Origin of the sequence: Leifsonia sp. ALI-44-B, from assembly GCF_001984125.1 — a bacterium.
Lineage (GTDB): Bacteria > Actinomycetota > Actinomycetes > Actinomycetales > Microbacteriaceae > Okibacterium.
Genome location: NZ_MTQL01000006.1, coordinates 264967 through 279338 on the forward strand (window position 1 = coordinate 264967; position 14372 = coordinate 279338).

Sequence of the window (14372 nt, forward strand, 5' to 3'; positions counted from 1 at the left end):
ACAATGGCAGATCGCAGTTTGCGCGGAATGCGCCTGGGCGCCCAGAGCCTACAGAGCGAAGAGGGCGTCATTTTTTCGGAACGAACCCACCACAGCTATCTGTGCCCGGTTTGTAACAAGGAGACGTCGCTGTACTTCGCGGCCGACGCCGAGGCGCCGGAAACGTGGGAATGCCGTCACTGCAGCAGCGAGGCCGTGCTGATGATCGGTTCGGAGCCGATTCAGCTCACGCGCGCCGACCCGAAGCAGGCACGCACCCACTGGGACATGCTGCTCGAACGCCGGACCGAAGCGGAGCTCGAAGAGCTTCTGCAGGAGCGTCTGAACTTCTTGCGGGCCCGCCGCGGTCAGAAGATCGCTTAGCAGGCAGGTTCCCTACTCATCGACCGCGGTCGTCGCCTCTCGGCGGGACCGCGGTTTTTGTGTGCCCGAACGGGAACCGGTCTGCCACTCGCCGGCCGCGCCGTAAGCCGCGCCCTCCCCCACTGACCGCTGCGCACGGCACGGGCTACGCTGCGCCCCGACACAGGCGACTCAGCCGCGACGGCGACGCTCGCGCTGCGAGATGCCGGCGACGATGAGCCCGAGCAATCCGCCGAGCGACACGAACCACGCCAGCTGGGCGCCGAAGGCCATCGCGGGCGTGATGGTCGATACGAGCGGCAGCGTCGCCACCATCGAACCGGGTTCGTAGGCGGGGATCTCGCTGAGCGTCTCTCCCCGCGGCCCGATCATCTGGCTCGTGCCCACGGTCGAAATGTTCACGAGGCTGCGAGCCGTCTCGATGCTGCGCAGTCGCGCGATCGCCAGCTGCTGCTGGTTCTCGTCGGTGCGGCCGAAATCGGCGTTGTTGGTCTGCGCGAGGATGACCTCGGCACCGTCGCGCACGGCATCCCGGGTGAGCGCGTCATCCGCGATATCGAAGCAGATCGACAGGCCCGCCATGACGCCGCCGATGTCGAAGACGTTGTCGCGCGTGCCGGGCGTGTACTCGCGCTGGATGAGGCCGATCAGATCGGGCGCGAACGGTTCCCAGAACGCGCGGTCGGGAACGTACTCGCCGAAGGGCACGGGATGCTTCTTGTCGTACTGGTCGGTCGAGCCATAGCCCGGCTCCCACAGCAGTGAGGAGTTGTAGTACTTGCCCTCGTTTTCGGTGATCGTTCCGACGACCAGGGGCGCCTGGAGCGCGTTACCCAGATAGTCGAGCACATCGGCCGCCTGCTTGTTCTCGAGCGGGTTCAGGTCGCTGCCGTTTTCGGGCCACACGACCATATCGGGCTGCACGTTCTTGTCGATGAGCGCCAAGGTTGCGGATGCTTGAGCCGCCAGCACATCGCCCGGTGCCGCACCGTCGAAGTACCCCGCCTTGCCGTTGCCCTGGACCGCGGCGATCGTCGTCGTGCCCGTCTGAGCCACGGGCCACAACGGGATGGCGAAGAGCACCGTGATCGCGGCGACCGCGGCCGTGATGCGCGGCAGGTAGCCGACGCGCGCCGGAGCGCCCGCCGCGGCGGATCCGGTGAACGCAGGACGTCGGCCCCGGGCATCCCACCCGATCGTGTTCTCGCGCGGAGTGCGGACGATCTCGACGATGACGGCGACGAGCAGCACCATGAGGAAGCTGAGACCCGAGACGCCCGTCCAAGCGACGACACCGGCGAGCGGGCTCTCTGACTGGCTGAGGGCGACGCGGCCCCACGCGAAGCCGCCGTAGGGCCATGTGCTGACGATCTCTTCGCGCAGTGTCCAGAGGCCCGCCACGACGAGGGGCAGCAGCAGGTAGCGGCCCAGGCGGTGGGGCCAGACGCGCGGCACCCAGCGGTAGGCGAGCGTGAGCAGCATGGCGCCGGCCGCGAAGAAGAGCGACTCGAGCGTGGAGAGCGCGACCCAGGGCACGGGGCCGAGGTAGAGCGCCGTCCACGAGACGTGCACGAGGTAGAACGCGAGGCTGGCGACGAATCCGACGAGGAACGCCGAGCCGAGCCGCCGGCCGATGAGCGTCACCAGGATGAGCGCGATGCCGACGAATGTGAGGGGCCAGATGCCGAGGTCGGGAAAACCGCCGTCGAGCACGATGCCCGCGCCGGCCGCGACGATGAGAGCGGCCCAGAGGGGAAGGATGGGCCGGGGAGAGCGGGAGTTCACCTGATCAGCCTACGGTGCGAAACCGGACGAATTCTGACGCTCGGCCGCGCCCAGGTATTCCCGCGTCTGCCGGGCACGATCGCCGGCGCAGCAGCTCATCGAGGGCAACCCAGCCGCGCATCACACCGTGCTGTAGGCGACGATTCCTCGGCGAATTGCTTCGAGGGCGGCGCGGGCGTTGCGCCCCACTCCCCCGTCGGCGACGATCGACAACTGGTCGAGCAGGTCGATGGTCTGCTTGGTCCAGCGCACGAAGTCGCCCGCCGCGAGATCGGCTTCGGTCAGCACCGAGTCGAGGGTGTGCCCACGCGCCCAGTGATACATGGCCGTGCTGAGCCCGGTGGCCAGCGGCTCGCTCCCCGGCAGCTTGTGTTCGCGTTCGTAATCGTCGAGGCGCGACCAGATGTCCTCGGTGCGGGCCAACGCCTCACGGAACGCGCCGCGCGGCAGGAAGCGCTCGGGCAGGTTGCCGGTGTCGCGCCGCGGTTCGAACACGATGCACGTGGCCATGGCGGCGAGGCTGGCCGGGTCGAGGTCGTTCCAGAGATTGCGGCGCAGGGCCTCGGCCACGAGCAGGTCGCGTTCGCCGTAGATGCGCTTGAGGGTGCGCCCGGCCGCGCTCAGCACGACGGCGCCGTCGGGGTCGCGCACGAGGTATTCGTAGTTCAGCAGCACATCGGTGACGCGGTCGAAGATCTTGGCCACGGCTCCCGTGCGCGTCGAGATCTGGCGGCCCAGCTGATCGGTCTGCTTCTTGAGCTTGAACCAGCGCTCGGCCCAGCGCGCATGCTTCTCGCGGTCGGAGCATCCATGGCACGGGTGGCTTTTCAGCCGCTGGCGCAGATCAGCCAGGGCCGCCTGACGCTTCTGCTGCGCGGCCTTCGAGTAATTCGAGGTGCGCTCACCGCTGCGTTCGAGATCGCTCAGCTCGCGTCGGATCGCCGCGTACTCGGAGAAGTCGCCCAGGTGGCACTCCATGGCCTTCTGATAGCCCTCGAGCGTCTTCTGCTGCTCGCGCACCTTCTGCGCGATCGACACGACGGCGCGGTCGGCTTGGAACTGCGCGAAGGACGATTCGAGGATGTCGCGCGTGCGAGACCGGCCGAACTGATCGATCAGGTTCACGGCCATGTTGTAGGTCGGTTTGAAACTCGAGTTCAGCGGATAGGTGCGACGCGATGCGAGTGACGCCACCGATTGCGGATGCAGCCCCTCCTGCCACTGGATGACGGCGTGTCCCTCGACGTCGATGCCGCGGCGCCCGGCGCGCCCCGTGAGCTGCGTGTACTCCCCCGGGGTGATGGGCACGCGCGCCTCGCCGTTGAATTTCTCGAGCTTCTCGAGCACGACGGTGCGGGCCGGCATGTTGATGCCGAGCGCGAGCGTCTCGGTGGCGAACACGACCTTGACCAGTTTGCGGCGGAAGAGCTCTTCGACGACCTCTTTGAACGCGGGCAGCATGCCGGCGTGGTGGGCTGCGACGCCGCGCTCGAGCCCGTCGAGCCACTCGAAGTAGCCGAGGACGGCGAGGTCTTCGTCGAGCAGGGTGCGGCAGCGCTCCTCGACGATCTCGCGGATCTCGGCGCGCTCGTGCGTCTCGGTGAGGCGCACACCCGAGCGCAGGACCTGTTTGACGGCTTGGTCGCAGCCCACGCGGCTGAAGACGAAGAAGATGGCGGGCAGCAGGTTGTGCTCGTCGAGCATGCGGGCGATGTTGCCGCGGTCCATGCGTTCGGGACGGTGGTACTGCGAGCGGCGCTGGTTGTAGCGCGAGACATCCTTGTGTTGGCGGTTCGAAACCGTGCGCCCGCCGAACTGGGCCATGCGCACGAGCTCGGGGTTGACCTGGTGCGTATCGGCGAGCGAGGGGGCCGCGAAGAGGTCGATCAGCTTGGTGCCCATGAGCACGTGCTGGTCGAGGGGCACCGGCCGCTCCTCTGACACGATGACGTCGGTCTCGCCGCGCACGGCCTGCAGCCAGTCGCCGAACTCCTCGGCGTTCGACACCGTCGCGCTGAGCGAGACGAGCCGCACCTGCTGCGGCAGGTGGATGATGACTTCTTCCCAGACCGCGCCGCGGAACCGGTCGGCGAGGTAGTGCACCTCGTCCATGACGACGAAGCTCAGGTCGGTGAGCAGGTCGCTGTCGGCGTAGAGCATGTTGCGCAGCACCTCGGTCGTCATGACCACAATGCGCGCGTTGGAGTTGATGTTCGTGTCGCCCGTCAGCAGGCCCACGTTCTCGGGGCCGTACTCGGCCACGAACTCCTGGAACTTCTGGTTGCTGAGTGCTTTCATGGGCGCCGTGTAAAACACCTTGTCGTAGCGGCGTTCCATGGCCATGTAGACGGCGAACTCGGCCACGATCGTCTTGCCGGCACCCGTGGGGGCCGCCACGAGCACGCTGCGCCCCTTTTCGAGGCTCGCGCACGCCTCCAGCTGGAACGCGTCCAGGTCGAAGTCGAGGCGATCTCGGAACCCCCGCACCAGGGAGGTGTTCTTCTTCGCGCGCGCATAGCGTTCTGCGGGCGACAACGTGGTGTCACTCATCCGACCAACTCCGCTTCTCGAACCTTCTGCCGTTTGGCGGCCCGTCGATCGTGCAGGTAGGCCACTCCGTAAGCCACGAAGTATAGGAACACCATGGGGATGGCGAGCAAGAACATTGACACCAGGTCGGCGGCCGGTGTAGCGACGGCGCAGAAGAGCGCGATGACGAGCACGGCCACGCGCCAGCCCTTGATGATGGCGGCGGCGCTCAGCACGCCGACGAAGTTCAGCAGCACGAGGAACACGGGCAGGACGAAGGCGATGCCCACCGCGATGATGAGCTTCAGCACGAAGTCGTAGTACATGGCCGCGTTGAAGAAGTTCGACGCGTCGGCCGGGGTGAAGCCGACCATGAGTTCGACGATGTGCGGCATGACGTAGTAACCGGCGGCGCAGCCGGCCAGGAACAGTGGGATTGCCGAGAGGAAGAAGCCCAGCACATAGGCGATCTCTTTGCGCGTGAGGCCGGGCACGAAGAACGCCCACACCTGGTACAGCCACACCGGGCTCGAGATGACGAGACCGGCCGTGAACGCGACCTTCATGCGCAGGTCGAAGGCACCCGTGATGGCGTCAAAGTTGAGGATGGCTCGGCCACGCTCTTCGGCGATCTCGGTGATCGGAATGGCGATCTGATCGATCAGCCATTCCGAGATGATGAAGCCGACGACCATCGCGACCAGGATCGCGATGGCACTGATGAAGAGGCGCTTGCGCAATTCGGCGAGGTGCTGGCCGAACGACATGCGCCCTTCGGAGTTCTTCGACGGCTTGGCCGTTGCCACGCTAGTTCTTCTGGTGCGATTCGGCGTTCTGCGCGCCCGCCGAGGTCGCCTCACCGTGAGGAGCCGGCTGGACCGGCGGTGCGCTCAGAACGGGCGCGGGCTCGGCCTGCGGTGCCTGTGGTGCAACGTACGGCTGCGCAACCGGCTGCTGCGCCGGTGCCTGCTGAACGGGAGCCGGCTGCTGCGCGGGAACCTGAGCGGCGGGCTGCTGCGTCGGCACCTGCGCGTCGGCGGCAGCGGCGTGGTCACCATCGACCTTGTCGCTCTTCACCTCGTTCTTGAAGATCTTGAGGGACTGCCCGACGCTCTTGGCGAGGCCCGGAAGCTTCGGAGCACCGAACAAAAGCAATACGAGGAAGACGATGGCGAGAAGGTGCCATCCGGTCAGGTTGCCGAAAATACCCATGATTCGTTCCTTGACTGTCGAAGTTCGTTCCAGTCTAACCCGCGGTGCCCGCGACCGCCCGATTCTGCGCAGTCTCTCGGCGTCTCGCTCGGTCTCGTCACGATGCTGAGGATGCCTCGCCATAGCGTTCGAGCGCCTGCCTCGACCATTCGGCCACCGCATCCCGTGCCTCGTCGGGCTCAAGCACCTGCACGACCCCCGGCAGACTCGCCACCAGGCGCTTGAGGCCGTGGTAGTGCGCCAACCGCAACTCGACGCGCACGCGGGAGCCGTGCGGCACCGGTTGCGTGTCCGGCGCGATGTACTCCGCGATGAGGGGAACCGAGTCGGCCTCGACCTCGATCAAAACGGCGAGGTCCTCGTCGGACCCCTCGAACAGCGTTTCGGGCAGCGCGACATCCGCCGGCGTCTTCGTGATCGGGATGTCGGTCGTGCGCAGTTCGGACAGCCGGTCGAGCCGGAACGTGCGAACGCCGCGGCGCGCATGGTCCCAGCCGCGCACGTACCAGTCCTCGTCGACGGATTCGATGCGCAGCGGGTCGACCGAGCGCACCTCCCGTTCGCCGCGCGAGTTGAGGTAGACGAACTCGATGCGTCGACCGTCGGTGAGGGCTGCGCGGATCTCATCCAGCGAGGAGTCGACCACGGCTCGCCCGACGAGCACCTCGCTCGGAACCCCGGAAGCGCCCCGCGATAGCTTGAGCAGCAGCGAGTCGAGCACGGCGCGATCGTTCTGGCCGGGCAGCGCCGACAGGTACTGCAAGCCGGCGATCAGCGCAGCGGCCTCGCGCGCCGAGAACCGGGGCGAGTCGTCGATGGCCACCTGGTGTGTGAGCGCGATCTCGTCGTGCTCCTCAAAAGCCGTCCAGTCGATGTCGAAGAGGTCTTCGTGCTGGTAGGACGTGGTCTCGCCGGGCACGCCAGACACGGCGATGAGCCGCACCGATTGCCGGATCTGCTCGGCGGGCACGCCGAAGTGGGCGGCGGCATCCGCCACGCTCACGCGCTCGATATCCATCAGGTAGGGCACGAACGACAGCAGGAAGGCGAGCTTGTCTCGCGCCTGCGGTGCCGGGGTCCTAGCTGCCATGACGACCTCCGATGGGGCGGGCGGATCCGGCGTCGGCTGCCGATGAGTCACCGGCACTGCCGCCTGCGTCGTCGTTGAGACGGGCGTGTGCCTCGAGCGTGCGACGGTGGCGAGCGATGACGCCCGCTCGCAGTCGCTCCGGCGACACGGCTTCTGCCTCGGGCCCATAACCCGCGAGCTCGTCGGCGAGGAGGTCGACATCCGTGTAATGCAGCTCGATCGTGGGCTCGCCGGCATCCGCATCGACGAGGGTGCCGCGCTTGCCGAGACGGGCCTCGGCGTCGCTGCCCGGTGCCACGCGCACGCGCGCCACGTTCGCCTGCCAGAGGGCGTCGAGTTCAGCGAGGGCGCGTTCGGCGAGACCCGTTTCGGCCGGCGCGTCGAACGTGCGGTTCTTCACCTTCACGACGCCGACGATGCGCGAGAGCAGGAACGTGCGGCGGTCTTTCACGCCCTCGTCGTAGGCCGACAGATGCCAGCGCCCGCGGTACTGCACGAGCGCGAGCGGATGCACGGTGCGCAGCCGCGGCGCGCTCCCCCCGGGTTTGACGTAGACGAACGTCACCACCTGGTGCCGGTCGAGCGCCGTGCGCAGGGGGTCGAAGGCGTTCTCGCGGGTGCGGACACGCGGCGCATAGCCGATGACGGGTTCTGTCGACTCGATGCCGAGTGAGCGCAGTTTGAGGATGGCGCGCTGCGACTCCCCCGACAGTGAACCCTGTCGCCACACGGTCGCCGCGAGCGACAGCATCGCGATCTCTGCCGACGAGAACGTGATGTCGGCTGGCAGATCGTACGCGCCCTTGGGGATCAGGTAGCGCAACAGCTGGTTGTTGCCGGAACTCTCGGGCGCCTCGATCGTCTCGAGCGGGATGCCGAGCTCGCGGATGTCGTCCTTATCGCGCTCGAATTGGCGCTCGAGGCTCGTGTTGTCGCCTCCGACCACGAACTTCTGCCGGTACCCCTGGACGGTCGACAGGACCTCGGTCTTCGTGAGGCCCTGCTCGGTGGCGAGCAGCGCGAGCACGAGCGAGAACAGGCGCTCCTCGACCGCGACGCGCGGTGAGGCGGAACGTTCTGCCACGGACGGCTCCCCGCTGATTGCTCTCGGTGTTACTGGATGCCCAGGATGTCGATGACCCAGACGGTGGTCGAGTCGCTTTGTGCGCCCTCGGCCGGCGGCAGGATCAGGAGCACCTGCGAGCCGACGGTCTGACCGACGAGAGCATCCTGGATTCCGGCCTGCAGCTGTGCGACGGGCAGCGGCTGGGCGCCACCCTCGGACGTCCACGTCGACTGCGTGACCTCGCGGGTCTTCCAGTCGGCGATGAGCGCCTGCACGTAGATGGTCGAGTCCTTCGTGACCTTGGCGCCGTCACCCTTCTTCAGGGCGACGAACTTCAGATCCTTGGGCGGGTCGGACTTCGGGATGGTGAGGCCGGGGACGCCGTTCTCGTCGGTGACGACGGTCGGGAAGCCGGACTCCCAGACGTACTGGTCGGCGCCGTCGGCCTTGGACAGGTACACGTCCTGCACGTCCATGACGGCGATGACGGAGTCGCCCGCGTTGACGCCCGCGGCCGGGTTGCCGGCCTCGCCGAACGCCTCGGCGCCGGGGATGACGGCGACGACGCGCGAGCCGGCGACGGCGCAGTGCAGCGCATCGCGCATACCGGGCAGCAGGTCGGACTGCGGGATAGAGGCGGCCTCGCCCGTGAAACCGGTCGACGTGACGGATGCGCCCGTCGTGCCGTTGTAGAGCGCGATATCGAGCGTGATCAGCTGGTCGTTCGAGATGATGCGTTCGCCGTCGCCCGCGATAACCGTGGACGCCTCGGTCTTCTTGGCGTCGAGCGGCGTCGGGAAGTCGACCTTGGGGGTCTTGCCGAAGTCACCCGAGGCCTGCACGAGGCGAGAAGCGTCACCCGCGGGTGCGGCGGGCGTGCACGACGACCCTCCGGCCGGCGCGCAGCCTGTCAGCGCCACAGCGGCGAGTCCGGCGGTCGCGATCAGTGCGGGGACTTTGCGCACAATGCCTCGTTTCGGTGCAGAGAGAGTCGGGTTTGGGCGTCACCGCATGCAGCGGGCCGCCTCGCATAGTTTAGTCGCGCGGGTCGTCGGGCGTGACCGCATCCACGCCGCCGGGGTTCACGTCGAGCGCTACCTCAGCGGAACCGGTTTCGGGCGCCGCGTCGATCTCCGTCTCGATGTCCGCCTCCGGGTCCACGCCGCGCGAACGCGACAGATCCGCGGATGTCCGGGCCGCGCGCACGCGCTTGCGCAGGCTCTTGGCGCTCACGTTGCGTTCGCCGAGCGCTCCCGGCGTCCAGATCTCGACATCCTCATCGCTGAAGTCGGTCTTGGAGGGGCGGCGCTTGAGCTCGGGCAGCACGGTGCCGTCGGCCAGCTTGCGGGCGGTGATGAGGAAACCGGTGTGCCCGATCATGCGGTGTTCCGGGCGCACAGCGAGGCCCTCGACGTGCCAGCCGCGCACCATGGTCTCGCTCGAGATGGGGTTGGTGAACCGCTCGGTGTCGCGCAGGGCCTCGGCCACACGCGACAGCTGCGTGACGGTGGCGACGTAACAGAGGATGACTCCACCGGGCTTCATGGCGTCGGCAGCCTCGCCGATGCACTCCCAGGGCGCGAGCATGTCGAGCACGACGCGGTCGACCGAGCCGGGCTTCTGCGTGAGCGGCAGCTGCTCCTGCAGGTCGCCGACCGTGATGGTCCAGTTGGTGGGGTCGTCGCCGAAGAACGTGGCCACGTTGTCGCGGGCCACATCGGCGAACTCGTCGCGGCGCTCATAGGAGGAGAGCGTGCCGGTGGGGCCGATGGCGCGCAGCAGCCAGAGCGAGAGCGCACCCGATCCAACGCCGGCCTCGACGACCGACGCCCCGGGGAAGATGTCGGCTTGCGCGATGATCTGCGCGGCATCCTTCGGGTAGATGATGGCCGCGCCGCGCGGCATCGACATGACGAAGTCGACGAGCAGGGGCCGCAGGGCGAGATATTCGACGCCGACCGTGTTGGTGATGACGCTGCCGTCGGGCGAGCCGATGATGTCGTCGTGCTTCACGGCGCCGCGGTGGGTGTGGAACTCTTTACCCGGCTCGAGCGTGATGGTGTTCATCTTGCCCTTGGGCCCCGTGAGCTGCACGCGGTCGCCGGGAACGAACGGGCCGCTCGGCTGCGGGCTGTAGCGGGGGGCCTCGGCCGCAGGATCGGTGTGGGTCATCGGTGGTCCTATCGGCTGGTGGTCGTGGTGCGGGCGGCGCGGTGCGCCTCGAGGATGCCGCTCAACTCGGCGAGCGTGGCACCCGCGAGCGTGTCGCGCGACGTGAAGTCGGGGCGCGGGGCGACGGGCACGGCGTGCGGCACGCCGATGGTCGCGGCCCCGGAGGCGACGGCCGAGGCGATGCCCGGCTCGGAGTCTTCGATGGCGACGCAGTCGAGAATGTCGACACCCAACAGGCGAGCGGCTTTCAGGTAGGGCTCGGGGTGCGGTTTGGCGTTGTCGACCTCATCGCCCGAGACCACGAGATCGAAAGCCTCGAACGGGATGAGCGACGCGACCTTCTCGGCCATGGGGCGGATCGACATGGTGACGAGGGCCGTCGGCACGCCCGCCTCCTTCAGCTCGGCCAGCAGCTCGCGTGCACCCGGCTGGAACGGCACGCCGTCGCTCTCGAGTTGCTCGATGACCTTCGACGTGAGCGTCGTGACGATCTCGTCGGCCGAGAGGGCGACGCCGCGGTCTTGCAAGATCTGCGCGCTGTCCCACAGGCCCTTGCCGACGAGCGTCAGGCCGTCGGCGTCGGTCCAGGTCCCGCCGTAGGAGGACACGAGAACCTTCTCGGCCGACATCCAATAGGGCTCGGTGTCGACGAGGGTTCCATCCATGTCCCAAAGAACGGCGGCAGGCAGAGAAGTAGTCACGGGGTTCAATGCTACTGGGTTCTGCGAACGGCCTATTGTGGAGGGAGCGTCGGGGCGACCCGCGCGGGATTGCTGGAGGAGACAAACGCCTATGGGGATGCTGAACGGCCGACTGCTCGTGGTCGCTTTCGAGGGCTGGAACGATGCCGGAGAGGCGGCGACCGGTGCCGTGAAAACGCTCAAGGAGCAGCTCGAACTCTCCCCCATCACCGAGGTCGATCCCGAGCTCTACTACGACTACCAGTTCAACCGCCCCGTCATCACCTCGAACGACGACGGGTCGCGCAGCCTCGAATGGCCGGGCGCCGTGCTTTATGGCCCCGAGAACCCCGCACTCTCCGACAGCGAGCTTCTGGCCGACGACGCCGAGATGCAGATCTCGGGCGACAACGGCAACAACGTCTACCTGCTCATCGGCACCGAGCCCTCGCGCAGCTGGAAGGCTTTCGCGGCCGAGATCATCGACGCGGCGCTGGCGGCGGATGTCTCGGCGATTGTGTTCCTCGGCTCGATGCTGGCCGATGTGCCGCACACCCGCCCGATCTCGGTGTTCTTGTCGAGCGAGAACGCCGACATCCGCCGCGAGCTCGACATCGAGCGCAGCACGTACGAGGGCCCCGTCGGCATCCTCAGCGTGCTCGGCGAGGCGGCCGAATCCACGGGCATTGCCACGGTGTCCCTGTGGGCATCGGTCCCCCACTACGTGCAGAACGCGCCGTCGCCCAAGGCCATGCTCGCGCTCATCGACAAACTCGAAGAGATCGTGGATGTCGTGATCCCCCGCGGTTCCCTCATGGACGACGCGCGCGACTGGGAGACCGGTATCGACGTGTTAGCCGGCGAAGACGAAGACATGGCCGCCTACATCCGCGGGCTCGAGCAGGCGCGCGACACGGTCGAGTCGCCCGAGGCATCCGGCGAGGCGATCGCACGCGAGTTCGAGCAATACCTGCGCAAGTCGGATGATCGCGCCGACGTGCGCGACAACAAGGCCGGGCAGCGTTCCGATGGTCCCGCGCGTGACAAGCCCGCGGGCGGCGCCGCGCCTCAGGCCGACGGAAACGCCGACGCCGACGCCGACGACGCGGACGCACCCGCAACCGACGGTGCTGCTGCGCCCGAGGAGCCCAGCGCGGACACGGAGTCCGACGGAACGACGAACGCTCCCGGCGAAGGCGACGAAGAAACCCCGTAACCCGCCGCTTCTCCCGTCGAACCTCGGGGCCGCCTGCTGTGCTTAAGCGGTGCGCCCGGCGCCGGCCGTGGCAGGCACGTTGGCGTGCTCGAGCGACACGCCCAGAAGGGCGTCGGAGGCGCGGGCAGCGAGAGCGGCGACGGCATCCTCGCCGCTGTCGAAGAGCGCGTCGAGGATAGTAAGCGCCGACGGGGTGTCGAGGTCTCCCGCGAGGGCGTGTCGCAGCGGAGCCAGGAGCTCGATAGCGCGTGACTCGGCGAGCGAATCGGCCGAGGTGGCGCGCGAGCGTCGGGCCGCCGACATCCAGGACAGCAGTCGCTGCGTCGCGGCGGACAGGGCCTCGTCGGTCCACTCCCAGTCGCTGCGGTAGTGGTGCGCCAGAATCGTCAGGCGAATGGCCCGGGGGTCGACGCCCGCCGCGCGCAGCTTCGAGACGAGCACGAGGTTGCCGAGCGATTTCGACATCTTCTCGCCCTCGTAGGCGACCATGCCCGCGTGGGAGAAGACGCGAGCGAGCGGATGCCCCGACAGCACGGCCGCATGGCCAGCGCTCAGGTCGTGGTGCGGGAACACGAGGTCACTGCCGCCGCCCTGCACCGTGAAGTCGGCGCCGAGCGCGTCGAGCGCAATGACCGAACACTCGATGTGCCAGCCGGGGCGCCCCTCGCCGACGGCGGTCGACCAGGACGGCTCGCCCTCGCGGTGGGCGCGCCAGAGCAGCGGGTCGAGCGTGTGGCGTTTGCCGGCGCGGTCGGGATCGCCGCCGCGCTCGGCGAAGAAGCGCTGCATGGTGGCGAGGTCGAGGTTGGTCTCCTGGCCGAGGTGCCACGGGGACAGCTCAGCCGCCTTCTGCGTGTCGAAGTAGATGTCGTCGCCCGTCGAGCTGTCGGGCGTGTCGACGCGGTAGGCCGCCCCCTTCTCGAGCAGGGTGTTCACGGCATCAGCGATCGGTTCGATGACCTCGGTGACCGCCACGTAGTCGTCGGGCGGCAGGATGCTGAGGCTCGCCATATCGGTGCGGAACAGCTCGACCTGCTCGGCCGCCAGGTCTCGCCAATCGACGTTCGTGGCGGCGGCACGCTCGAGCAGCGGGTCGTCGACGTCGGTCACGTTCTGCGCGTAGTGCACCTCGAGGCCCGCGTCGAGCCACACGCGCTGCAGCGTGTCGAAGGCCAGGTAGGTGGAGGCATGGCCCATGTGGGTGGCGTCATAGGGCGTGATACCGCAGACGTAGAGTCGCGCGACGTCACCCGTGTGCGCCCAGACGAGTTCGCCGCTGGCCGTGTCGTAGAGACACGGGGCTTCGGAGGTGCCGGGCAGGACGGGAACGGTGGGACGCGGCCAAGATTTCACTGCTCAAGCCTAAGCCCGCGGCATCCGCCCGGCCGACGTGCACGAACGACTAGGCCGTGATGACGCCCGTGCCGAGCAGGATCATGAGCGCGGCGCCGAGGGCGATGCGGTAGATCACGAACGGCAGGAAGCTGCGCTTCGAGATGTAGCTCATGAAGAACGCGATGACGACGAGGCCGACGCCGAACGCGATCACGGTGGCCACGAGCGTCTCGAGCGGGCCGAAGACATCGGGGGTGCAATTGGTGGCACCCTCGAGGCATGGCTTGGCGATGCTCTTGTAGACCTGGTAGAAGCCCGAGCCGAGAACGGCGGGGATGGCGAGCAGGAAGGCGTAGCGGGCCGCCGCGGCGCGCTCGTAGCCCATGAACAGCCCGGCCGTGATGGTGCCGCCCGAGCGGGAGACACCGGGGATGACGGCGAGGGCCTGGGCGAACCCGTAGACGACGCCGTGGCCGTAGGTGAGGTCCTTGAGCTTGCGCTTCTTGGCGCCCACGTAGTCGGCGATGCCGAGCAGCACGCCGAAGACGATGAGCATGGTCGCCGTGATCCAGAGCGAGCGCAGGCTCGTCTCGATGGCGTCCTGGAAGAACAGGCCGATGACGACGATGGGGATCGAGCCGATGATGATCAGCCATCCCATGCGCGCGTCGGGGTCGGACCGCGGGATCTTGCCGAACAGGGCCCTGAACCACGCGCCGATGATGCGGGTGATGTCACGCCAGAAGAAGATCACGACCGCCAGCTCGGTGCCGATCTGCGTGATGGCGGTGAACCGCGCACCCGGGTCGCGACCGTCGAGCAGGAACTCGCCCACGATGCTGAGGTGCGCGCTCGACGAGATGGGCAGGAATTCGGTCAAACCCTGGACGAAGCCCAGGATGATGGCGTTCAGGAAATCCACGT

12 protein-coding genes and 1 pseudogene are annotated in these 14372 nt (G+C 67.8%); 2 read left to right on the plus strand and 11 right to left on the minus strand.

Annotated elements, in window-relative coordinates; all coding sequences use genetic code 11:
- The first annotated feature begins 3 nt into the window (after positions 1-3).
- The gene (locus ALI44B_RS02310) at positions 4-363 is read left to right on the plus strand and encodes an RNA polymerase-binding protein RbpA (protein WP_077053150.1); all 360 of its coding nucleotides are present in this window, start codon (positions 4-6) and stop codon (positions 361-363) included.
- Positions 364-534: 171 nt separating this feature from the next.
- On the opposite strand, the gene lnt is transcribed toward ALI44B_RS02310, so the two are convergent.
- From lnt to ALI44B_RS02355, 9 genes are all read right to left on the minus strand, one after another.
- The gene (gene lnt, locus ALI44B_RS02315) at positions 535-2148 is read right to left on the minus strand and encodes an apolipoprotein N-acyltransferase (protein WP_077053151.1); all 1614 of its coding nucleotides are present in this window, start codon (positions 2146-2148) and stop codon (positions 535-537) included.
- A gap of 120 nt (positions 2149-2268) precedes the next feature.
- Positions 2269-4698, minus strand: coding sequence for a DEAD/DEAH box helicase (locus ALI44B_RS02320; protein WP_077053152.1), 2430 nt, complete (start codon positions 4696-4698; stop codon positions 2269-2271).
- Complete coding sequence (gene tatC / locus ALI44B_RS02325) at positions 4695-5444, minus strand: twin-arginine translocase subunit TatC (RefSeq protein WP_077053910.1); 750 nt, start codon at positions 5442-5444, stop codon at positions 4695-4697. Before tatC ends, ALI44B_RS02320 begins: the two co-directional genes overlap by 4 nt.
- 40 nt (positions 5445-5484) lie before the next feature.
- The gene (locus ALI44B_RS16600) at positions 5485-5889 is read right to left on the minus strand and encodes a twin-arginine translocase TatA/TatE family subunit (protein ID WP_496507413.1); all 405 of its coding nucleotides are present in this window, start codon (positions 5887-5889) and stop codon (positions 5485-5487) included.
- A gap of 97 nt (positions 5890-5986) precedes the next feature.
- Positions 5987-6979 carry a helix-turn-helix transcriptional regulator gene (locus tag ALI44B_RS02335; protein WP_077053153.1) on the minus strand — a complete coding sequence of 331 codons (993 nt, stop codon included), beginning with the start codon at positions 6977-6979 and terminating at the stop codon, positions 5987-5989.
- Positions 6969-8063 (minus strand): helix-turn-helix transcriptional regulator, encoded by a 1095-nt coding sequence (locus tag ALI44B_RS02340; RefSeq protein ID WP_077053154.1) that lies wholly within the window; start codon positions 8061-8063, stop codon positions 6969-6971. The genes ALI44B_RS02335 and ALI44B_RS02340 overlap by 11 nt, the downstream gene beginning before the upstream one ends.
- Positions 8064-8092: 29 nt before the next feature.
- The gene (locus tag ALI44B_RS02345; protein ID WP_077053155.1) at positions 8093-9010 is read right to left on the minus strand and encodes an FKBP-type peptidyl-prolyl cis-trans isomerase; all 918 of its coding nucleotides are present in this window, start codon (positions 9008-9010) and stop codon (positions 8093-8095) included.
- Between the two features lie 70 nt (positions 9011-9080).
- Positions 9081-10217 (minus strand): tRNA (adenine-N1)-methyltransferase, encoded by a 1137-nt coding sequence (locus ALI44B_RS02350; RefSeq protein ID WP_083709427.1) that lies wholly within the window; start codon positions 10215-10217, stop codon positions 9081-9083.
- A gap of 8 nt (positions 10218-10225) precedes the next feature.
- Positions 10226-10918, minus strand: coding sequence for an HAD family hydrolase (locus ALI44B_RS02355; RefSeq protein ID WP_077053911.1), 693 nt, complete (start codon positions 10916-10918; stop codon positions 10226-10228).
- A 91-nt stretch (positions 10919-11009) separates the two neighbouring features.
- On the opposite strand from ALI44B_RS02355, the pseudogene ALI44B_RS02360 reads away from it, so the two are divergent.
- Positions 11010-11939, plus strand: a pseudogene (locus ALI44B_RS02360) (proteasome assembly chaperone family protein); the annotation flags it as partial.
- A 216-nt stretch (positions 11940-12155) separates the two neighbouring features.
- Here ALI44B_RS02360 and mshC read toward each other — a convergent pair.
- Together mshC and ALI44B_RS02370 are read right to left on the minus strand one after the other, a co-directional pair.
- Positions 12156-13466 (minus strand): cysteine--1-D-myo-inosityl 2-amino-2-deoxy-alpha-D-glucopyranoside ligase, encoded by a 1311-nt coding sequence (gene mshC, locus ALI44B_RS02365; RefSeq protein ID WP_077053157.1) that lies wholly within the window; start codon positions 13464-13466, stop codon positions 12156-12158.
- A gap of 49 nt (positions 13467-13515) precedes the next feature.
- A complete protein-coding gene (locus ALI44B_RS02370; protein ID WP_077053158.1) occupies positions 13516-14370 on the minus strand; it encodes an undecaprenyl-diphosphate phosphatase in 855 nt (284 codons plus the stop codon).
- Positions 14371-14372: the final 2 nt, after the last annotated feature.

What these genes read in the sequence shown, in the direction of transcription:
- ALI44B_RS16600 (WP_496507413.1), bottom strand. Translation starts at nt 5,889, where the DNA reads ATGGGTATTTTCGGCAACCTGACCGGATGGCACCTTCTCGCCATCGTC.
- ALI44B_RS02320 (WP_077053152.1), bottom strand. Translation starts at nt 4,698, where the DNA reads ATGAGTGACACCACGTTGTCGCCCGCAGAACGCTATGCGCGCGCGAAG.
- ALI44B_RS02335 (WP_077053153.1), bottom strand. Translation starts at nt 6,979, where the DNA reads ATGGCAGCTAGGACCCCGGCACCGCAGGCGCGAGACAAGCTCGCCTTC.
- ALI44B_RS02350 (WP_083709427.1), bottom strand. Translation starts at nt 10,217, where the DNA reads ATGACCCACACCGATCCTGCGGCCGAGGCCCCCCGCTACAGCCCGCAG.
- tatC (WP_077053910.1), bottom strand. Translation starts at nt 5,444, where the DNA reads ATGTCGTTCGGCCAGCACCTCGCCGAATTGCGCAAGCGCCTCTTCATC.
- ALI44B_RS02310 (WP_077053150.1), top strand. Translation starts at nt 4, where the DNA reads ATGGCAGATCGCAGTTTGCGCGGAATGCGCCTGGGCGCCCAGAGCCTA.